Source organism: Sorangium sp. So ce145, assembly GCF_051525985.1.
Taxonomy (GTDB): Bacteria; Myxococcota_A; Polyangia; order Polyangiales; family Polyangiaceae; genus Sorangium; species Sorangium cellulosum_B.
Genome location: NZ_CP150315.1, coordinates 8,177,583 through 8,198,175, shown reverse-complemented (window position 1 = coordinate 8,198,175; position 20,593 = coordinate 8,177,583). Strand labels below are relative to the sequence as shown.

At 73.4% G+C, this 20,593-nt stretch carries 16 protein-coding genes and 1 other RNA gene; 9 read left to right on the top strand and 8 right to left on the bottom strand.

All coding sequences use genetic code 11. From position 1 onward, the window contains the following. The first annotated feature begins 90 nt into the window (after positions 1-90). Both erpA and WMF34_RS30195 read left to right on the top strand, forming a co-directional pair. Positions 91-414 (top strand): iron-sulfur cluster insertion protein ErpA, encoded by a 324-nt coding sequence (erpA, locus tag WMF34_RS30200; RefSeq protein ID WP_012238498.1) that lies wholly within the window; start codon positions 91-93, stop codon positions 412-414. Between the two features lie 465 nt (positions 415-879). Beyond that, the gene (locus WMF34_RS30195; RefSeq protein ID WP_012238497.1) at positions 880-1,731 is read left to right on the top strand and encodes a sigma-70 family RNA polymerase sigma factor; all 852 of its coding nucleotides are present in this window, start codon (positions 880-882) and stop codon (positions 1,729-1,731) included. Between the two features lie 66 nt (positions 1,732-1,797). Here WMF34_RS30195 and rnpB read toward each other — a convergent pair. Together rnpB and proC are read right to left on the bottom strand one after the other, a co-directional pair. Further along, an RNA gene (gene rnpB, locus WMF34_RS30190) (RNase P RNA component class A) lies at positions 1,798-2,262 on the bottom strand. Positions 2,263-2,480: 218 nt separating this feature from the next. Beyond that, positions 2,481-3,338, bottom strand: coding sequence for a pyrroline-5-carboxylate reductase (gene proC, locus WMF34_RS30185; RefSeq protein WP_437989967.1), 858 nt, complete (start codon positions 3,336-3,338; stop codon positions 2,481-2,483). Between the two features lie 265 nt (positions 3,339-3,603). On the opposite strand from proC, the gene WMF34_RS30180 reads away from it, so the two are divergent. After that, a complete protein-coding gene (locus WMF34_RS30180) occupies positions 3,604-5,088 on the top strand; it encodes a Do family serine endopeptidase (protein WP_437989966.1) in 1,485 nt (494 codons plus the stop codon). Positions 5,089-5,160: 72 nt separating this feature from the next. On the opposite strand, the gene WMF34_RS30175 is transcribed toward WMF34_RS30180, so the two are convergent. Further along, entirely contained in the window at positions 5,161-6,390 is a 1,230-nt protein-coding gene (locus WMF34_RS30175; protein WP_437989965.1) for a lysylphosphatidylglycerol synthase transmembrane domain-containing protein, read from the bottom strand. Between the two features lie 325 nt (positions 6,391-6,715). On the opposite strand from WMF34_RS30175, the gene WMF34_RS30170 reads away from it, so the two are divergent. Together WMF34_RS30170 and WMF34_RS30165 are read left to right on the top strand one after the other, a co-directional pair. Beyond that, on the top strand, positions 6,716-7,840 hold the full coding sequence (locus tag WMF34_RS30170; protein WP_437989964.1) for a 6-phosphofructokinase: 1,125 nt from the start codon (positions 6,716-6,718) through the stop codon (positions 7,838-7,840). Positions 7,841-8,070: 230 nt separating this feature from the next. Beyond that, complete coding sequence (locus WMF34_RS30165) at positions 8,071-11,334, top strand: response regulator (RefSeq protein ID WP_437989963.1); 3,264 nt, start codon at positions 8,071-8,073, stop codon at positions 11,332-11,334. Positions 11,335-11,368: 34 nt separating this feature from the next. Here the strand turns inward: WMF34_RS30165 and WMF34_RS30160 are convergent, their stop codons facing one another. Both WMF34_RS30160 and WMF34_RS30155 read right to left on the bottom strand, forming a co-directional pair. Then, positions 11,369-11,833, bottom strand: coding sequence for a cytidine deaminase (locus tag WMF34_RS30160; protein WP_437989962.1), 465 nt, complete (start codon positions 11,831-11,833; stop codon positions 11,369-11,371). Continuing rightward, positions 11,830-12,681: a purine-nucleoside phosphorylase gene (locus WMF34_RS30155; protein WP_437989961.1), complete on the bottom strand. Its 852-nt coding sequence runs from the start codon at positions 12,679-12,681 to the stop codon at positions 11,830-11,832. The genes WMF34_RS30160 and WMF34_RS30155 overlap by 4 nt, the downstream gene beginning before the upstream one ends. Positions 12,682-12,796: 115 nt before the next feature. On the opposite strand from WMF34_RS30155, the gene WMF34_RS30150 reads away from it, so the two are divergent. From WMF34_RS30150 to WMF34_RS30140, 3 genes are all read left to right on the top strand, one after another. Beyond that, positions 12,797-13,177 (top strand): hypothetical protein, encoded by a 381-nt coding sequence (locus WMF34_RS30150; RefSeq protein WP_157906999.1) that lies wholly within the window; start codon positions 12,797-12,799, stop codon positions 13,175-13,177. Positions 13,178-13,477: 300 nt separating this feature from the next. Then, complete coding sequence (locus tag WMF34_RS30145) at positions 13,478-14,452, top strand: RNA polymerase sigma factor (protein WP_437989960.1); 975 nt, start codon at positions 13,478-13,480, stop codon at positions 14,450-14,452. Then, positions 14,449-15,723: a FecR domain-containing protein gene (locus WMF34_RS30140; protein ID WP_437989959.1), complete on the top strand. Its 1,275-nt coding sequence runs from the start codon at positions 14,449-14,451 to the stop codon at positions 15,721-15,723. Before WMF34_RS30145 ends, WMF34_RS30140 begins: the two co-directional genes overlap by 4 nt. Before the next feature lie 194 nt (positions 15,724-15,917). Here WMF34_RS30140 and WMF34_RS30135 read toward each other — a convergent pair whose 3' ends face one another. After that, the gene (locus WMF34_RS30135; RefSeq protein WP_012238486.1) at positions 15,918-16,223 is read right to left on the bottom strand and encodes a PilZ domain-containing protein; all 306 of its coding nucleotides are present in this window, start codon (positions 16,221-16,223) and stop codon (positions 15,918-15,920) included. Between the two features lie 289 nt (positions 16,224-16,512). On the opposite strand from WMF34_RS30135, the gene WMF34_RS30130 reads away from it, so the two are divergent. Beyond that, the gene (locus WMF34_RS30130) at positions 16,513-17,496 is read left to right on the top strand and encodes a hypothetical protein (protein WP_437989958.1); all 984 of its coding nucleotides are present in this window, start codon (positions 16,513-16,515) and stop codon (positions 17,494-17,496) included. A 55-nt stretch (positions 17,497-17,551) separates the two neighbouring features. Here WMF34_RS30130 and WMF34_RS30125 read toward each other — a convergent pair whose 3' ends face one another. Next, positions 17,552-18,115, bottom strand: coding sequence for a hemerythrin domain-containing protein (locus WMF34_RS30125; RefSeq protein WP_012238484.1), 564 nt, complete (start codon positions 18,113-18,115; stop codon positions 17,552-17,554). A gap of 213 nt (positions 18,116-18,328) precedes the next feature. Further along, positions 18,329-20,572, bottom strand: coding sequence for a hypothetical protein (locus WMF34_RS30120; protein ID WP_437989957.1), 2,244 nt, complete (start codon positions 20,570-20,572; stop codon positions 18,329-18,331). Between the last annotated feature and the right edge of the window lie 21 nt (positions 20,573-20,593).

The window sequence follows — 20,593 nt, the reverse complement described above, 5'->3', positions numbered from 1 at the left end:
CGCACGGTTCGCCTTCCGGCGGGGCGAGCGCCCCGTCAGAGACAGGACCTGCCGTCCCCCGCCGACAAAGCACGCAGAGGAGATTCCAGGATGATCACGATCACGCAGAAGGCAGCCGAGAAGGTGATGGAGATCGCGACAGCGGAGGAGCTGCTGGGGCAGGGGTTGCGCCTGCGCGTCGTGGGCGGTGGGTGCGCCGGCTTCTCGTACGACCTGTACTTCGAGGACAAGCCGACGGAGTTCGACGAGGAGTTCGAGGACAGGGGAATCAAGCTCTACATCGACCCGTTGAGCTTCCAGTACCTCGATGGCACGGAAATTGATTACGTGGAAGGCCTCCACGGCTCGGGCTTCAAGTTCAGCAACCCGTCGGTGAAGAGCACCTGCGGCTGCGGCTCCTCGTTCTCCGTCTGATCTCCGTCCGATTCCGTCAGTTCCGTCAGTTCCGTCGGATCGGGCGCCCGCCCTCTTCGCGGGCGTCGCTTCCGTTCTGGCTCGCGCCGCTCGTCTCCCGAGCGGCCTACGCGAGATGCACACGGGCCGCGTGAGCGCGTCTGCCCGGAGCATCGCGGCCTTCCTGGCTCTCTAGCGCCTTCGGTTTGGCTCGTCCCTCGCTCGGGCGCGCCTGAGGCGCGTGCGCCAGCGCTTCGCAGCCATGGTGTACAAGCTGCCCGCCCGGGGCGGCATGCCAGCTGCATCGCAGCCTGGGTGGGCTGCTCTCTTCGGAATCTCGAACCAACCACTCCGGCGGCAAGTGCCGGCGGAGCGATCAACGCGATCGAGGCCCGGCCCCGGCCGACCTCGACAGCAGGAGACGGGGCCCGGCGTCGGCCGGCCTCACCAATCGAACCGGGGTCTTCGGACCTCGAAGGAAACCCTGTGCAAACGTCCCGAGATCAGGCCAGCGCGGTTTCGCGCTACATCACGCATGTTCGGCAGATCCCGGAGCTGTCGCGCGAGGAAGAAGTCGAGCTCGCTCGACGGTGGCGGGACCACGGCGACGAGCAGGCCGCAGCCGCGCTCGCGCTCGCAAACCTGAGGCATGTTGTCTCGATAGCGATCAGCTACCGCCGTTACGGGATCCCGCTCGCCGACCTCATCGCCGAGGGGAACTTCGGGATCGTCCACGCGATCCGCAAGTACGACCCGGACCGCGGAAACCGCTTCGTGACCTACGCGGCCTACTGGATCCGGGCGTACATCCTGAACCACGTCATCCACTCCTGGAGCCTGGTCGGCGTGGGCTCGGGCCCGCTCCGCTCGAAGATGTTCTTCCGGTTGCGGCGAGAGCGGGCGCGCATCGCGGGCCTCGTGGGCGAGGGGGAGGAGGGGGATCGGCTGCTCGCCGAGAAGTTCGGCGCGCCCGCGGAGAAGGTGCTGGAGATGGCTCACCGGCTGGAGGCCCGGGACGTCTCGCTCGACACGAAGGTGTTCGAGGACGGCGCCCGGTCGCTGGTCGACACGCTGCCCGCGGACGATCAGGACCAGGAGGAGCGCTTCTCGCGCGCCGAGGAGGGCGCCCTGCTCCGGGAGCGGCTGACGCAGGCGGTGGAGAACCTGGACCCGCGCGAGCGGTACATCGTCGAGACCCGGATGATGGCGGATCCCGAGGAGGAGCTGTCACTCGCCGAGATCGGGCGTCGCCTGGGCGTGTCGCGCGAGCGGGCCCGGCAGCTCGAGGCGCGCGCCAAGAAGAAGCTGCGCGACCGCCTCCAGCCGCTGGCAGCGTAGCGACTTGCCACAGGTGAGCGGCAGGCGAGCACAAAAGCACGAAGCCCCGCCGGGGCGGAGCTTCGTGGTCGCAGGAGACGTAAGCCGAGTTCTGTTGCGCGGGGAGTCGCCCCCCTCGCGCCGGCGATCATTCCTCTAGGACGCGCGTCGCCACGCGCCTCAAGCAGCCAACCCGGAGGCCTGGGGCGGGCAGCCCTTGCCGCGGCGGCTGTCGCCGTCGCAGACGCCTCCCTACGCGGCCTTGCTCCAGGTGGGGTTTGCCGTGCCGCCCTTGTTGCCAAGGGCGCGGTGGGCTCTTACCCCGCCGTTTCACCCTTGCCGCGCGGCGAGCCAGCGGAGGCTCGGAGCCCAGCCCATCCGGGCTGGAGGCTCGTTGCCCTTGCGAAGCGCGCGGCGCGGCGGTCTGTTCTCTGTTGCACTTTCCTCGAGATCGCTCTCACCGGGCGTTACCCGGCACCCTGCCCTGCGGAGCTCGGACTTTCCTCCCGCGGCCGGGTTTCCCCGTCCGCCGGCGATCGCCTGTCCCGCTGCGACGCGGCGAACATAGTCAAGAGCCGGCCGAACGCCAACACCTGAGGTCGGAGAACGGGCTGCGCGACTGCAGGCCATGGAGCGTCGTGCCCTGTACGTTCAAGGACAAGCTCCGGCGGTGACACCGCGCGTGGCGCAGCTGCTCTCCTGCTCGTGGTCAGCGCTCGTGGTCAGCGCTCGTGTTCAGCGCTCGGGGACAGCGCCGCTCCTCGTCAGGTTCAGGTGCGGCGGAGCTTCTGCGCCATCTGGGCGCCAAGCTCGGCCGAGCGGTTGGACGCCGCCTCGACCGCGTCGATCAAGGTGCGGCGGAGGCCGCCTGCCTCCAGCGTGTGGAGCCCCGCGATGGCCGTGCCGCCGGGGCTCGTCACCATGTCCTTCAGGCGGCCGGGGTGCTCGCCGGTCTCGAGCTGGAGCTTGGCGGCGCCGTACACCGTCTGCGCCGCGAGCAGCAGCGCCGCGTCCCGGCCGAGGCCGACCTTCACGCCGCCGTCCGCGAGCGCCTCGATCATCAGCATGACGTAGGCGGGGCCGCTGCCCGACAGGCCGGTCACCGCGTCGAGCAGCGACTCGTCGAGCACGACGACGCGGCCGACCGCCTGGAACAGGGTCCGCGCGATCTCGACGTCCTCGCTCGTGGCGTGGCTGCCGGCGGCGATCGCCGTGGCGCCGGCGAGCGCGATCGCCGCGGTGTTCGGCATGCTGCGGATGACGCGCGCTCCCTCGGGCAGGCGCGCCTCGATGGCGTCGATCGGCACGCCGGCCGCCACCGAGATCACGACGTCCGAGCGGCCGAGCCCCGACGAGATGGGGGCGAGGATGCGATCGACGATCTGCGGCTTGACGGCGATGACGAGGACGTCGGCCCACCGGCAGAGCGCCTCGTTGTCCTCGGTGGTCTCGATGCCGTAGCGCCCGCGGAGAAAGGAGAGCCGCTCGCTCTTGAGATCGCTCGCGCGGATCTGCTCCGCGCCCACGGCGCCCCCCTGGACGAGGCCGCGGATGAGCGCCTCGGCCATGTTTCCGCCGCCAAGAAACCCGATCTTGCGCCCTCGCAGCAGACCCTCATCGCTCGCCATCGCTCGCCTCCAGGAGCGCGCACCCTAGCAGCCTTGCCGAGCGCGCGGCTCAAATCTCGACGGACGCCGCCGCGCGGCTGCGTGCCGCGCGTGCCGCGCGTCCCGCCATGGACGGGCAGGCAGGCGCGGCGCCCGCTCGCGCGGACCGAGGAGAGCGCTCTTGTCAGCCGAGGCTGCGGCGTTATTGGTGCGGCGGAATGAACGCAGTCGGTCCCATGTTCGTCGATGGCAAGACGGGACCCTTCGACTGCCCGACGGAGATTTCATGATTCAAGCGGTTTCCTCTCGCCCTCGCGCTTCGGCCCTCGCGCTGCTCACGGCGGCGGCGATGGCCATCGGCGGTTGCGGTCAACAGGCCCACGCCACGCCTCCTTCCACCCAGGCCGCCGCCTCGCCGCAGGCCGCGGCGCCGCCGGTCGCGACCGTGACGCTCCCGCCGACGACGGCGCCGGTGCCGGCCACCTTCGATGTCGCCGCCCTGTCGGAGCGGGTCAAGCCGATGGTCGTCAACATCACGACGACGCATGAGGTCAAGGGGCCCGAAGGGCTCGACCCCTTCCAGTTCTTCTTCGGTCCGCAAGGCGGCGGACGGCTCAACCCGCGGGGCCAGCAGCCGACGCAGACGGCGCTCGGGACCGGCTTCATCATCGACCCGAGCGGCTACGTCGTGACGAACGAGCACGTCATCCACGACGCGTCCGGCGTCCGCGTGCGGCTCGCCGACGAGCGGGAGTTCGAGGCCGAGGTCGTCGGCCGCGATCCCAAGCTCGATCTCGCGCTCCTCCGCCTGAAGGGCGCGACCGGCCTGCCTGTGGCGCCGCTCGGGGCGAGCGAGCAGCTGCGGGTCGGCGAGCACGTGCTCGCGGTCGGCAACCCCTTCGGGCTCGGCCACACGGTCACGCTCGGCATCGTCAGCGCGAAGGCGCGCGCGATCGGCGCGGGGCCGTACGACGACTTCATCCAGACCGACGCGTCGATCAACCCGGGCAACAGCGGCGGCCCGCTGTTCAACTGGCGGGGCGAGGTCGTGGGCATCAACACCGCGATCCGGGCGGGCGCGAACGGGATCGGCTTCGCGATCCCGATCGACGCGCTGAAGGACGTGCTCCCGCAGCTCCGCGAGAAGGGCTTCGTCGAGCGCGGCAAGCTCGGCCTCCTGTTCCAGCCCGTCACGCGCGATCTCGCCGCGGCGCTCCAGCTCGACGGGCCTCGGGGCGCGCTCGTCGCCGAGGTCGAGCCGGGCGGCGCGGCCGCGCGCGCCGGCATCAAGCCGGGCGACGTGATCGTGAACGTGAACGGCGTCCCCATCCACCACGCCGAGGAGCTGCGGCGCAACGTGGCGCGCAACGCGCCCGGCTCGGAGATCGCGGTGACGCTGGTGCGCGCCCAGAAGCAGCAACAGGTCGTGGCCAAGCTGGACGCGCTCCAGGACGAGGAGGGCGACGCGGCGGGCCGCGCGCGGCCGAGCCAGGGCGCCCGGCCCGAGCGCCAGCTGAGCGCCGAGAAGCTCGGCATCCAGGTCTCCGAGGCCCCGGGCGGCGGCGTGCGGGTCGACGGGTTCGCCTCGGGCAGCAAGGTCCAGGAGATCGAGGTGGGCGACGTGATCCTCGAGGTGAACGGCGCCCCGGTGAAGGACGTCGCCGGTCTCCGGGCGGCCATCGCCAAGCTCAAGGACGGGTCCGTCGCCCTCCTCAAGGTGCGGCGCGGGAAGCTCGTCCAGTTCGCGGCCGTGCCGATCTCCGCACGCTGATCCCGCGCCGGGCGCGGCTCTTGCGAGCCGGCCTGCGCCAGCCGCGCCGACCGCGCCACCCCCATTCCCGCGTCACCCCACGCCTTGCTGCCGGTCGGTGGTGTCCTCTCCACCCAGCGGCGCCTTCCCGGCGCGCGCCGCCTCCGCGAGCGCGCGCTTCTCCGCCTCCGTCTGCTTCACGCGCTCCTCGAGCACGTCGGTGCCGAGGTAGCGGAAGACGTAGACCCCCCCGACGAACATGCAGAGGAACAGGGTGAGCACCCGCCAGAGGACGACGTACGGCACCACGAACGCGCCGTGGACCCAGGGCGACATGAGCGCGTTCGAGCCGAGCTCGGCGACGCCGCTCGCGCCGGGCGTGGGGGTCATGTAGAGCGCGAAGTTGAGCAGCGTCTGGATCAGGACGACCTGCACGATCGGCGGGCCCACCGAGACGAACGTCGAGGGCGAGGTCGGAATGCCGAGCCCGAGCAGGATGAAGTAGGCGACGGCGAACCGCGAGCAGAAGAAGCCGAACGTGAGCAGCAGCGCGGCGGCGTAGGCGCGCTTTCCGCGGCGCATGTAGATGCGGAAGCCGCGGTGGAACTCGTCCACGCCGAGCAGCAGGCGCGCGGTCGTGGCGCCGGGGGCGGCGAGCGCGGCCTCGGCGCGGGCCCGCAGCCGGGGCACGCGCCGGGCGCCTCGCAGGGCCGCGCGCAGGAGCTTCCCGAGCGGCACCGACAGCGCGCGGACGATCCCCTTGAGGAGCGGCGGGTACGCCGCCGCGGCGATGAGCGCGACGAGGGCCGAGCCGAACATCACGACGGTGAAGAGGAGCAGCCACTCGATCTGCGCGCCCGCCTGCACGACCAGCATCCCGCCCTGCTGCAGCACGAAGATGACCACGGCAGACAGGAGGAAGAAGGTGATCGTGCACGAGGCGGTGAGCAGCTCCGCCGTGGCCACGTCGACGAGCCGCATGCCGCCGTGCACGAGCACGGCGGCCTGCGACGGCGCCGCGCCGGCCTGTCCGGGGGTCACCCCGGCGCAGAACATCAGCACGAACTCCGAGGTCACCGCGGTACGGACGCGGAGCTCGGGCCAGAGGACGCGCCCGAGGGTCCAGATCCTGAGGCCTCCGAACACGCCCTCTTGCAGCGCCAGCACGGCGCCGACGAGCAGCCAGCCCGGGCGCACGTGCGCGAACGCGGCGGCGAGGCTCGCCTGCTTGTCGTGGATCTCGCTGTAGAGGACGTAAGCGAACGACGCGAGCGTCAGCGTGACGATGACCTGGATGCCTCGGATCAGGGTGGCGCGGTTCATACAGGGGCACGCAGCCGGGGTGATCGCATGCGCACGCCCCTATACCCTGTCGCCGGCGCTCGCGACCGTCATGCCTGCGCTCCTCCGGATCGACCCCCCTCCCGTGGCGGCCCCGACCACACGGCGCACGCGCGCCGGGTGCGAAGGCCGCTTCGCGCAGGCGCTCCTCGCTCGCCGCGCTCCCCGGGCTCGTCCAGCGGGCCGCGTTCGCCGCCGTCCGCCGCCGTCGCTCCGTCGAATCGCCACGCGCATCCGTGCCTTTCGAGGCCAGGTCGAGGAGATGTCTATTGCGTCGCCGGGGGCGGCTCGCGATGCTGCGAGCCTCATGGCGGCACGAAAGATCGCTATCAGTACCGGCGGAGGCGACGCGCCGGGGCTCAACGCTGTGATCCGCGCGGCCACGCTCGGCGCGCTCGAGCGTGGCTGGGAGGTGTGGGGGATCCGGCAGGGGTATCGCGGATTGCTCGACGACGCTCCGGACGGGCTCATCCGCCTGGATCGCGAGCGGGTCCGGGGCATCGCGCACCTCGGGGGCACCATCCTGGGCACCGCGAACCGCGGCGATCCGTTCCACTACCCGACGCCTGGCGAGCACGGGCTCGTGCCGCGGGATCGATCCGAGGATCTCGTGCGGCGGTTTCGCGCGGAGGGGTTCGACGCGCTCATCTCCGTGGGCGGAGACGGCTCCATGCGGATCGCGCACCAGCTGCTCCAGCGCGGGCTGCCCCTCGTCATCGGCGTACCGAAGACGATCGACAACGACGTCTGCTGCACGGACCTCACGTTCGGCTTCGACACGGCGGTCTCCATCGCGACCGAGGCGCTCGACCGGCTCCACACCACGACCGAGGCGCACGAGCGGATCATGGTCGTGGAGGTGATGGGGCGGCACGCGGGCTGGATCGCGCTCAACGCCGGGATCGCCGGCGGAGCCGACGCCATCCTGATCCCGGAGATCCCGTTCCGGTTCGAGGCGATCGCCGAGAAGATCCGCCTGCGGGAGTCGCGCGGGCGCCGCTTCTCCATCGTCGTGGCGGCCGAGGGGGCGCACGCGCAAGGGGGTGAGCTGATCATCAAGGACGCGGGCGACGCGTTCCGCCGCACCGCCGTGCTCGGGGGCGTGGCCGAGCGCGTGGCCAAGGAGCTCGCGGCCCGCACCGGCAAGGAAGCGCGCTCGATGGTGCTCGGCCACCTCCAGCGGGGCGGCGGACCCACGACGGCGGATCGCTTGCTCGCCCTCCGCTTCGGCGCGGCCGCGGCGCGCTGCCTCGTCGAGGACTGCGGCAGCGGGATGGTGGCGCTGCGCTCGAACCGGATCGAGCTCGTCCCCCTCGAGGAGGTCGCTGGCAAGACGAAGACGGTGCCGCTCGACTCGGACACGGTCGTCACGGCCCGTGAGATGGGGCTGTGCTTCGGAGACGAGGCGCCCGGCCACTTCGTCGCGCCCTGATCGGCGAGCGCGCGGGTCTTCCGCTGTCTCCCTGCTCCCCGGCGAGAGTCATGTAGGATTGTGCGGTATCGCCCCCGGGCCGGGCGATTTCCGCTCGGCGCCCCGCCGGCAGGATTGGCGGGCGGACGGCGGCCGCGCGATCTGAGCTGCGCTGCCAGCCTCGTGTTTGACACTCGTTGAAGGGGGCCGATATCTTGGTTTCCCCTCCGAACCCGCGCACACCCCGGAACATGACGAAAGTCCTCGTATTTGAGAGCGATCCGGCGTTTGCCGGGGAGCTCCGCACGGAATTGGGCCGCCTCGGCTGCACCGTTCAGGTCGTCGACGACGGCAACGTCGGCTTGCAGGCGGCCGCGGCCGAGCGCCCCGACCTCATCCTGCTGTCGATCGAGCTGCCGCGCATGAACGGCTTCTCGGTCTGCAACAAGCTCAAGAAGGACGTGCAGCTCAAGGACGTCCCGCTCGTCATCATGTCGAGCGAGTCGAGCGAAGAGACGTTCGAGCAGCACCGCAAGCTCAGGACGCGCGCGGAGGACTACATCCACAAGCCGATCGCGTTCGGCGAGCTCCTCGAGCACATCCGCAACTACGTCCCGATCGACGGGGACGACGCGGAGGCCGATCCGATCATGATCGATGAGGCCGAGGTGCTCGAGGCCGACATCGACGAGGACTCCGGCGATCCCACGATCATCACGGCCGCCGTGGGCTCGGACGGCACGCCCGGGAGCGTCGCGCCTCCGCCCGTCGTTGCGCCGTCGGTCCCGCCGCCCGTGCCGAGGCCGCCGTCCGCGGCGCCGCCGCCGCCTGCCGCCGCCACGCCGTCCGCGGTACCGCCGCCGCCCGCGCCGAGGCCGCCGTCCGCGGTGCCGCCGCCTGCCGCGCCGAGGCCGACGTCCGCGGCGCCGCCGCCTGCCGCCATACCGTCTGCCGTGCCGCCGGCGCCCCCTGCCGCCGTTGCGCAGGATCGTGCCCGGGCGTCAGCTCCGCCGAGGCCCCCGCAGGGCGCCGCGGCGCGGTCGGACGCCCGCAAGTCGGACGAGGACATCGAGGAGTTCATCGGCGGCGCGTTCACCCGGCTGATCCGCGACGAGGAGGAGGAGCGCACCGACGTCAGGCCCTCGGTCGCGCCGTCGTCTCGGACGCTGGCGCCCACGAAGACGCCCGTGCCGGCCTCGGCGCCGCCGCCCGTGAGCTCGTCGCCGGTGGCCGCGTACCGGGCTCCCGTCTCCGAGCGCGGTGCCGCGTACCGGGCTCCGGTCTCCGAGCGCGGTGCCGCGTACCGGGCTCCGATCTCCGAGCGCGGGCGGTTGACCCCTGCGCCCCCCGCGCCGCCTCGCTCCGACGCCGACACGGCCGAGATCGAGCGCCTGCGTGGCGAGCTGGACAGGTCCAAGGGAGAGATCGTCCGCCTCACCAAGGAAGTCGCGGCTGCGCGCGCGACCTCGCTCCGCCTCGAGGGCGAGCTCTCCTCGGCGAACGACGGCAGCCAGGAGGCGGCCCGCCTGCGGCGCGAGCTCGACGAGCTCAAGGTGAAGCTCGCGTCCGGCGCCGGCGCCGGCTCCAGGCCCGGCGGCGTGTCGAGCCGCGAGTTCCTGGATCTGCGCGAGGCGCTCAACAAGAAGGACAAAGAGATCCTCGCGCTCCGCGACCAGATGTCGCGCAAGGACAAGGAGCTGCTGGAGCTCCGGGATCAGTCGCTGTCGCTCGAGCGAGAGAAGGCCGATCAGGTCGACAGGATCCTGGAGCTCGAGCGCGCGAGCGAGGACCTCGACGGACAGGTCGCGTCGCTCCGCGCGGACAAGGAGCTCGCCGCGAAGCGCGCGGACGACTTCAAGGCGCGCGCGGAGAAGCTGCAGGGGCAGATCGCGGCCCGCGACGCCGATCTCTCGTCGGCCCGGCAGGCGCTGATGGACGCGGAGGCGGCGCACACGGAGGCGCTGCGCGCGGCGGCGGACGAGAAGACGCAAGCGATCGCCGCCGTCGAGGCCTCGGCGCAGCGCGAGCTCGAGGAGAGCGCGCAGGCGGAGCGCGAGCGCTTCGAGCAGGCGGCCGCGGCGCACCGGGCGGAGGTGGAGCGGCTCAACGCCGAGCACGCCGCCCGGCGCGAGCAGCAGGCCGCCGAGCACCGCGCCGCCATCGAGAAGCTGACCGGCGAGCACGCCGGCGCCATCGAGAAGCTGACCGGCGAGCACGCCGGCGCCGTCGAGAAGCTGACCGGCGAGCACGCCACGGCGCTCGACCGCCTCCGGGCCGAGCATGCGGCGGCGGCGGAGGGGGCGAAATCCGAGCACGCCGCCGCCATGGAGGGGCTGCGGGCCGAGCACGCCGGGGCGCTCGACGCGTCGAGGCGCGAGCACGAGGCCGCCGTCGAGGCGCTGCGGCGCGAGCACGAGGCCGCGACGGAGCGGCGCGACCGGGAGCACGCCGCCGCGCTGGACGCGGCGCGGAGCGAGCACGCCGCCGCCGTGGAGCGCGCCCAGGCGGAGCACGCCGCCGCGCTCCAGGGGGCGCGCGACGAGCACGCCGCCGCGCTCGAGAAGCAGCAGGCCGCGCACGCGTCCGCGCTGGAGGCGCTGCGGGGCGAGCACGCGTCCGCGCTGGAGGCGCTGCGGGGCGAGCACGCGCGCGCCCTCGAGGGGCTCCGGAGCGAGCACGCGGACGAGATCGGACGGCGGGATCGCGAGCACGCGTCCGCGCTGGAGTCGCTGCGGGGCGAGCACGCGCGCGCCCTCGAGGGGCAGGCCGAGGAGCATGCGCGGGCGATCGCGCAGCAGACGGAGGAGCACGCGAGGGTGCTCGCGGCCGCGCGAGAGAGCTTCGCAACGCAGCTCGCGGCGCGGGAGCGCGAGCTCATCGACGCGCGCGAGCAGGCCGTCCGCGACGCCGAGCAGGCCCACGCGAAGCGGGTGGCCGAGCTCGAGGCGCGCGCCGCCGAGCGGCAGGCGCAGCTCGAGGCCGCGCACGCGCAGGCGCTCGCCGACACGCGCGCGGCGCACCAGGCCGAGACCGCCGAGCGCGAGGCCGCCTGGGCGGCGCAGCGGCGCGAGCTGGACGAGGTCGCCCGCGGGCTCTCCACGGAGCTCGGGCAAGCGCGCAGCCAGATCGCGGACCTCGAGGCCCGGACGCAGGAGCTCGATCGGCAGCTGGAGCAGCGCGCGGGCGAGCTCTCCGCGGCCGCCGCGGAGCGCGAGCGCTTGCTGGGCGAGCTCGCCGAGCGGGCGCAATCCATCGAGGCGCTCCAGGGCCGGCTCGCCGAGGCGGAGCGGCGTGGGAGCGAGCTCGGCGCTCAGCTCTCGCAGCGGACCGAGGAGCGCGACACCCTGCGGGCGCACGGCGAGCAGCTCACCGAGCAGCTGGCCGTCGAGCGCGCCCGCCTGCAGAAGGCGCGCTCGAAGTGGGGTGAGGACCGCGTCTCGCTCGAGCGCGCGCGGGAGGCGCTCGCCGCGGCGCTGTCGCAGATCGATCAGGCCGAGGCGCTCTCGATCGAGTGAGCCATCGGCGCTCCCTGGAGGGCGCTCGGGGCGATCAGCGCGAGAGCGCGGCCGCCCCGAACGCCTCGGGGAGCAGCGCCGACAGCGAGGTGGTCCGCGGCGCCACGCCGCCGGCCTCGGCGGCGATCAGGCGGATCGGGAAATCCACGGCGAACTCGGCGAGGGTTTGCCTGCACATACCGCACGGGCTGCCGAGCACGGGCCCGCTGGTGGCGACGGTGAGCGCGATCGGATCGCGCTCGCCGGCCGCGACCATCTGCACGATGGCGGAGCGCTCTGCGCAGATGGTGAGCCCGTACGAGGCGTTCTCGACGTTGCAGCCGGTGAACACGCGGCCGGATCGCACGAGGATCGCCGCGCCCACCCGGTAGCTGGAGTACGGCGCGTGCGCCCGCGTCCGGACGGCGAGGGCGGCCTGGTCGAGCGCGTCCCAGTCGATCGCCTGCGCCGCTTCAGCCGAGGCGAGCGCGTCGCCGGCGTCGCGCGGAGGGTGGCTCACGACGCAAAGCTCCCGGCCGCGACGTCGGCGCCGACGCGGCGGACCCACGCCGAGAGCAGCGCCGTGAACCGGGCGCGCGCCTCCCGGGCGGTCTCCTCGACCTCCTTGTGGTCGAGCTCGCGCTTGGTCAGCCCCGCGGCGAGGTTCGTGACGCACGAGATGGCCGCGGCGGGCACGCCCATGTGCCTGAGCGCGATGATCTCCGGGACCGTGCTCATCCCGACCGCATCGGCTCCGAGCGTGCGCAGCATCCGGATCTCGGCGGGCGTCTCGTACGTCGGTCCGAGCAGCGCGGCGTAGACCCCCTCGCGCAGGGCGACGCCCGCGTCGCTCGCCGCCGTCTTCGCGAGCTCGAGCAGCCTGGGATCGTGCGCGTAGGTCATGTCGGGGAAGCGCTTGCCGAGCGCCTCGTCGTTCGGCCCGACCAGCGGGTTCGCTCCCATCAGGTTCAGGTGATCGGTGAGCAGCATGAGATCGCCGGCGGCGAACCCCGGGTTGATTCCGCCGGCCGCGTTGGTCAGGAGCACGGCGCGACACCCGAGCCGGGCGAGCACCCGCACACCGAACACCACCTTCGCCAGCGGGTGCCCCTCGTAAACGTGCGCGCGCCCCTGCAGGCAGGCGACCTGCACGTCCCCGACGCGGCCGGCGCACAGGAAGCCGGGGTGCCCGGCGACGGCCGGACGGGGCATGCCGGGGATGTCCGCGTAGGGCACCTTCACCAGATCGGCGAGCTCGTCGCCCCAGCCGCCGAGCCCTGATCCGAGCACCACACCGACGCGCGGAGGGGCTGGAATTCGTTCGAGAATGACGCGTGCGGCTTCGTCGAGCTCAGGCAGGAGGGTCACCGTCACAAGCTACCCCAGGGCGGCGCAAAGGGTAAACGTCGCAGAGGTAACGTCGCAGATGCACGGCGGCGCCGCGCGTGATAGGGTCGCCGCCCTTTCGGGGCAAGTGACGACGATGGGCACCAAGATCGAAGATTTCTTGAAGGAAAAGAAGATCGACCCCCGCCGCATCATCGCGGCGTCGGTGAAGATCGAGCGGCTGCAGCCGGAGGATCGGGCGATCCGCCTGACCAAGCGGCTGGCGCGTGGCAGCGAGGACGCCGCCAAGAAGAAGGAGGCGGCCAGCGCCAAGAAGCCGCGCAGCGGTCGTCCCGTGACCGACCGCACGCTGAACGCCGCGCTGCAGGGCAAGCCGATCAGCGGCCCCGCGAAGACGCGCGTGCTTCGCGCGGTCAACCGGCTCCTGGAGCAGAAGAAGCAGGAGAAGGTCGAGCTGTCGGCGCTCTTCGACCTGCCCAAGAAGGGCGGCGCGGCGGGGGCCGAGGCCGCGGGCTGAAGCCGACGGGGACGACCCGGACGGCGCCGCGATCTCGACTCGCCCGGCTGGAGCGCTCGTCGGCCTGAGGCCGGCGCGGGCTCCAGCCGGGCCCCTTTTTGTCAGGGGCCAAGGCGCTCGCTACACGCGATCGCGGCGGCGGGAGCCCAGATCGAGCAGGTCGGCGGCGACGAGGGCCACGGTCAGCGATACGGCGATGAAGATCATGCGCCGGAAGGTCGCGCCAATGTGGCACAAGGAACAACTTTTCTGCGTTCGGCGTAACCACCGCTCCGGGGGAGCAGCCGTGCGGCGCCATGAATGATCTGGCGGCTCGGCGCACCAGAGCCCTCCGTGCATACCGTGGCGGTCGAGACGGGGGCGCTGTGGGTGCACCTCTCGCGGTCGTTCTTCCCTGCTGACGCGGCTGCGCCGGACGGCCGTGGCGACGACCTGCCCGAGTGCGCTGCCAGAGACGCCCACGCGCCGCTCGACGTCGCGATCGCGGGCGGTGACCGCTCTCGTCGTCCGGCGCTCCTCGTCTCTCCGTCGAGCTCCATGAGCGCCGAGGGGGCGGGTAGGCTTACGCAGGTGACCGAGCCCGACGACGTGGGCGAGTGGATCCGCCGCTTCCAGAGCGGCGACCCGACGGCGTTCGCGGAAATCTTCCGCCGCTACCGCCGCGACGTCGCGCGCCTCGTCTTCAGGATGCTCGGGCCGACCGCCGACGTCGAGGACGTCATCCAGGAGGTGTTCATCCAGGTGCACCGGAGCCTGGGTGACTTCCGCGGGCAATCGAAGTTCACGACGTGGCTCCACCGGGTGACGGTCAACGCCGTGCTGATGGCGCGGCGCGCTGCGCGCTGCCGGCCGGTGTTCGTGGGCGAGCTCGGCGTCGATATCGAGGTCGACCGCGGCATGCTCCCGGACGAGGACGCCGCTCGCGCCCGCAGGATCGACGCCTTCCGGCGGGTGCTGGAGCGCCTCCCCGAGAAGAAGCGGGTCGTCTACGTCCTGCACGAGCTCGAGGGGATCCCGCCGAACGAGATCGCGGAGATCGTCGGCGCGCCTGTCCTGACGGTGCGGACGCGCCTGTTCTATGCGCGCCGCGAGATCGAGGCGATGATGCGCGCCGAGCCCGCGCTCGCCCAGCTCGCCGCCGAGCTGGCCGAGGGCGGCGCGGACAAGGCGGATGGCGCCGGGCCGGCAGCGGCGCGCGCGCGCGTTTCCGTGGGGGGCGCCGCCGTGGGATACCCCGCGGCGGATCCATCGGCTGTCGACGCGGAGGACGCATGAGCGGCGCAGAGCATTACGACCGGGCACGCGAGCACATGGAGCGGTTGCTCCGCGCCGAGCAGCCGCCCGAGCCGCGCTGGGAGACCATCGAGCGCGAGCTGTTCGCGCGGATCGAGCGGGCCGCTCCGGTCCGCCGCGCCGCGCCGCCGCAGCGCTCGCCGCTCGGGCGCGCGCTCGGGTTCGCGGCGGCGGCGGCGGCCATCGCGTTCGCGGTCCTCGCGGCCGGGCGCTCCGCCCCGCCCGTCACGGCGGCGTCGACGCCGCCGCGCGCCCGCGATCTCGCCGAGGTCCCCGCGGCACCCGGCGGCGACGGGGCGTCCGGCGACCTGGACTTCCGCGCCCTCCGGCCCGGCGACTCCGTCGAGACCGCGGACCACGCGGCCTCTTTCGTCGATGTCGGCTCGGTGCGCTGGACGCTCCTGCCGGAGAGCCGCGCCGTCGTGCGCGCCGTGGGCGCGGCAGGGGTCGGCCACGTGATCTCGCTCGAGCGGGGCTCGGTGCGCGCCGACGTCGTCACGCGCGCGCCCGAGGAGGGGCTCGTCGAGGCGTTCGCCGTCGAGGTGGACGGCACCCGCGTCGCGGTGCACGGCACGCTCTTCACCGTGACCCGTCTGGAGGGCCGCGTGGAGGTCGACGTGGAGCACGGCACCGTCGCGGTCGGCCCTGCGGCGTACCGCGGCGCGACCACCGCGCACCTCCTCGTCGGCCCGTCGCGCGGCACCTTCTCGCTCGATGGCGGCCGCGAGGCGCGCCTCCTCGATCGCCCCGCGCCGCAGGACGGCGCCGCCGCGGTCGCGCCGCCGGAGCCTGCGCCTGCGCCCGCTCCGCCCCAGCCGGCCGTCGGCCCGCGTCCGCCGGGCGGAGCCGCTCTGGCCCCGGCGGTCGTGGCGCGCGCGGAGGAGCCCGCCGCCCCTGCGGTCGCCGAGCCGACGGCGCTGCTGTCGCCGCGGACGACCGAGCCCCCGCCCGCCGCCGCGCCGCCGGTCCCGGAGGCGCACGAGGCGTCTGGCCCGCCGGCGCTCACGCCGGCCTCCGTGCAGTCGCTGCTGTCGAGCTGCTTCGCGCGGGAGAGCGCGGGCGGCAGGTCCTCGGTCCGCCGATCGATCGTCTCGACGCTGCACGTCTCCGTGCGCCCCGACGGCAGCGTCGCCGCCCTGCGCTTCAACCCGCCGCTCCGGCCGGCGCTGCAGGCTTGCGCCGAGGGCCTCTACCGAGGGCGCTTCGCGGGAGGCTCGAGGCAGCTCGACATCCCCCTGACCATCAACGACTGAGCGGCGGTCACCCGCTTCGGAGACGGGCCCATCTCGACGTTTTCGGTGCTCGGCGCACTCGAGTGCGCCTGCGCGCCGAAAACGCCGATCTGGACCCGTCTCCTGTGCGGGTGACCGCCGCTCGTCCTGTGCGGGTGACCGCCGCTCGTCCTGTGCGGGTGACCGCCGCTCTTCCTGTGCGGGTGACCGCCGCTCTAGAGGGAGCCGAGGAGCTGCGTCAGCGCGTAGGTTTCTCGCGCGCCCATCATGCCGAACTGTACCCCCATCCCCTCAGGGGTGGTCCATCGCACCACCGACGGGATCACGGCGACCTGCTTCAGTCCTTGCAGGGACAGCAGCACCTCGACGGTCGCGCCGAAGGGAGCCGGCGAGCTCGTCTCGATGAACATCCCGCCGAGGCTGAGGTCGCGGCATATCGCGTCGACGCGCGGGCCGTCACCGATCCGGAACGCGATCGAGAGCTCGATTTGCTTGCGCGGGTGCTTCCGGTGATCTCGCACGTTCCTCGCTGGCTAGCTGCGCGGCGCTGAGGCGCGCCGCGTGGGGTATTCTGGAGCGCAGAGGTGACGATCAATGTCGCGAGCCGAGAGCGTCGCTGTCAAGCGCCGGGAGCCGCGCTCGAGTTCTTCTTCGAGTCGCTCGAGTCGCTCGAGTCGCTCGAGTCGCTCGAGCCGATCGAACAACAGCGGCAGCAGCACCCCCCCGGTCGGGGTCGCATCGTCCACGAGGGCCGACGCGGGGGCACGCCGCGGCTGGAAGCGGCACCTCGAGGGCTGGGAGCCGGGGCTCGTGGCCGTGTTCATCGCGGGCTCCGCGGCGATCCTCGCTGTGCCGCGCTCGGTCGAGCCGGCCGAGCTGCCGCTGCCGCTCGCCGACGCGGGAGCCCTCGCGCGCGTGCGAGACGCGGACACCAGCCGCGCGCGCGAGGCCGAGGAGCTCGGGCTCGACGCCGAGGTGCGTGAGCTCGGCTCCGCCGTCCGCGCGTTCGGGCTCGTGGACGCCGACGCGGATCACACCGAGGCCGAGCTCCTCGCCGCGCGCGCGCGCGTGACCGACGTCGTGGGCCGCGCGTTCGCCCAGGGGGACGAGGCGGTGCTCCGGCTGCGCGCCTACCAGCTGAGGGCGTTCGTCCGCGAGGTGCGCCGCTTCGAGGCGACCGGCGAGGAGTCCGACGAGCTCCGCGAGCTCGGCGGCGACTTCCTCGGGCTGCTCCGCCGAAACGGCTGGCTGGGGCAGGGGGGCGCGGCGCAGCGCGGCGGCGGGGAGGGGGCCCGCCGCGTCGCCATGGATGGCGTCGTGCTCGGTGTGCTCTTCAAGAAGCGCTGGAGCGCCATCGTCGGAGTCCAGCGAGATCCGTTCGCCCCGTCGCTCGACGAGGAGCGCGCGCTGTTCAAGTTCTTGCTCGCGCGCCCGCTCGCCGCCGCGAGGAGCGCGCAGACCCTCCCGGCTCCTCCCGACCAGGAGACGGCGGCGCGCCTTGCGCAGGCGGGTGGGTCGGGGCCGCGCGCACCCGCGGCGGCGCTCCGCGCCGCGGAGGCGCGGCGCGCCGAGGAGCAGTATCGCCTGAAGAAGATCGACGAGCTCGCCGCGCTCGACCCCTCCTATCCCAGGCACCTCGCCCGCGGCGTCACCCTCTATCGGCTGGGGAGCTTCATGCAATCGGCGGAGGCGTTCCGCAGCCACCTGGAACAGCACCCCGACGGGGCGTACACGCTTCGAGCGCAGAACTACCTGCGCGCCGCGCTCGAGCGCGCGCGCGAGGAGCAATTCTAGGAACGGTCTCCCGCCGGCCGCGCCGATCGCGCCCGCGGCGCACCTCGCAGGGAGCCTACGGGCCCCTGCGCATCCCGCCGGGGCGGTATGGGCGCCCGCTGATGCCCTTGGCCGGGTTGCCTTGCCCGCCGCGCCCTCGGCGCGTCTCCATCTCGTTCCAGATCCCCTGCTTGGCCGAGGCCTGCAGGAACCGGCGGGCGGCCGGAAATACCTCCTGCTCCTCGCTCTCCACATGGCGCTGGTGCGCAGCGCGCAGGTCCTCGATGAGCTGGGGGATCGTCTCCACGGCCTCGGGGCCGCCGTCTCTCTCGATCGCGGCGCGCAGCGCGTCGATCGCGCGCTGCTGCGCCTTGTGCTCCTGCCGGAGGCGCTCGAGGGTCGGCGCGATCGCCTCGAGCACCGCGAGCCGCGGGTACAGCGAGCGCTCCTCGTCCTCGCGATGCCGGCTCATCGACCGCTCGAAGTACGCCACCACGCTGGAGAGACCCTCGAGCGCGGCGGCGCGCCCGCGGGGATCGCTGAGCGCGCGCGCGGCGCGCGCGAGATCGTTCAGGTTCTCTTCCAGGCTCCGGTGAGCGGCGGCGAGCTTCTCGAGCGGATCGATCCGGTCATCGGACATTCGTCGATGATCGAACGACAAGGCGCACGCGTGGAAGCCCTTTATTCCTTCCACGCGCTGTTGGTGCGCGGCGTCGCGCGCTCCACGCGCCACCAGCGCTCTGCGTCGCGCGCTCCGCGTTATGCGCTGGTCATCCGACCAACTCGCCACCTGACCAGCGGAGACCGTATCGCACATCCGGCGCCGGTCATCCCGCGGGATCGCTGGCGCGTTCTACGGAAGGCCCGCGTTGCGGGGCAGATCGAGGTGCAGCGCGGGCGCCAGCATCTCGCGCGCGAGGTGCACCTCGAGCAGGTCGATCACGGGGCTCTTCGACACCGCGCGGAGCCGCTCGTCCGCGCCGGCATCCCCCGCCGCCTTCCTGGCCATCGCGGTGTAAAATTGCGCCTCCACCCGCTGCGCCGCGCTCCGGGCGAGCCTGCCGAGATCCGCGTCGCTGAGCCCACCGTTCGCCCAGGCCGCGAGCTTTCCCGTCCAGGACGCGCGGCTCGTCGCGCTGTCCAGCGCGCGGCCCGCGGTGCCGTCGGTCGCGACGCCGAGGGCGCGCTCCAGCAGAAGGACCCAGAGCCCGCCGTAGATGAGATCGTCCTCGTCCACGTTCGCCTCGAGGCCGCGCTTCAGCGCCCGCCGCGCGGCGGGGAGATCGCGCTCCACGAGCGCGCGCCCCACGGCGTCGAGCATCGTGGCGCCGAGCTGCGGCGGCTCGGCCGCCACCAGGGCGAACGCCCGATCGTACGCCCGGGTCGCGCCCTTCTCGTCGCCATAACCGTCGAGGATGCGCCCGAGCAGCCGCTCCGTCCGCGCCTTGGCGCCGGGATCCCGGGCGCGCTGCCGGGTGTCGAGCGCGGCGGCGAGCGCGGCGTCGAGCGACTCCTTCGCCCGGTCCTGCGTGCCAGCGTCGCGGTGGAGCTCGAAGGCGAGCAGGTGCGCCTGGATGATCTCGAGCGGCGCGCTGCGCGCGTCCGGCGCTCCCAGCGCGCGCCGCACGTCCTCGAGCGCCGCCTGGGGCTCGCCGGACTGCCGCTCGGCCATCGCGAGCACCGTGAGCCCGTTGACCGTCGGCTCGGCCGCCGTCGCCGCGCGGAGCAGCGGCAGCGCGGCCACGAGGTTGCCGGCGCGCAGCTCGAGCGACGCCATGAGAGAACGGACGCGGGCGCCCGACGGATCGAGCGCGCCGCCGCCGCGCGCCGCCCGATCGGCGAGCACGAGCAGCGGCCCCGCCGCGTTGTAGGTGCGCCGGGCCGCGTCGAAATCGTCGTTCGACGCCTCCTCCGAGAGCGCGCTCAGCACGAGCCCGAGCGCGGCCCCGAGCGCGCCCGGGCTCGGCCGGTCGCCGAGCGCGCCGGCGATCACGAGCGGCGTCGCCTCGGACATGCCGAGGCGGATCATCACCTGGGAGAGGAGCGTGGCGCTGTCGTAGTTCTGCGGGTCGCGCCGGTAGGCCTCGAGGGCCGCGCCCCAGATCGCCCCGTCGAGCAGATCCTGCCGCATGCCGGTCTCGGCGTCGCGCTCCTGCGCCTCGTGCTGCGCGAAGGCGGCGGCGAGCGCCTGCCACGAGACCGCGTCGTCGTCGGAGGCGGCGGCCTTGAGCCGCTGGTACAGGCCGGGCGGGATCACCCGGCGCACGCTCGTGCGGTCGATCTGATCGATCGCGCCCTTCGCGTCGCCGAAGCGGAGGAACAGCGCCGCCAGGCTCGCGCCGCCCGACTCGAGCGCGCGCGCCGCCTCGACCGCCTCCTCGCGCTCCGGCCTCGCGCCGCCCTGCCGGTACTCGATGTTGAACTCGATCGCCCGATCGATCCACGCCACGGTGGCGGCGGCCGCGCGCTGGATCGACTCCGCGCGGCCGTCGACGAGGGCGCGCGAGACGGCCGCGCGCTGATCCGCGCCGAGCTGCTCGAGCGGCCCGCCGGTGCGCGTCTCCTTCATCCACTGCTCGAGCGCGGCGAGGTGCTCGTCGCTCTCGGCGCGGGCCCGGCTCCCGCTCGGCAGCGCGGCGGAGCGGAGCTCCATGAGGGCCCGCACCCGCCCCTCGTCGCCGCGCGGGCTGAGCCGCTCGATCGCGCCCGCGATGGCGCGCTCGCCCACGGCGTCGATCATCTCGGCGCGCCCCTCGCCGGGACGGACGAGGGCCAGCGCGCCCAGGACGCTCTCGACGGCCCGGTCGGGCTGCCCTGCGTTGAAGCGCCCGGCGGCGTGCGCGAGCTGCCTGCGGACGACGCCGATGAGCAGGCCCGTGCGCTGCGGGCTCTGCTTGCCGTCGCGCACGATCGCGAACAGGCTGGCGGAGAAATCGGCGTCGCGGACCTCGACGGCGGCGACGCGGCCCTCGGCGCCTGGCGGCCCCTTCGCCCCCGGCGAGCCAGAGGCCCCGCAGGCGACGGGAGAGAGCGCGAGGGCGAGCGCGGCGAGACCCCGAGCGAGACGGCGCCGAGGGAACAGGGGCGGCAGCGACATTGCGAGCCAGTGTACACGGGG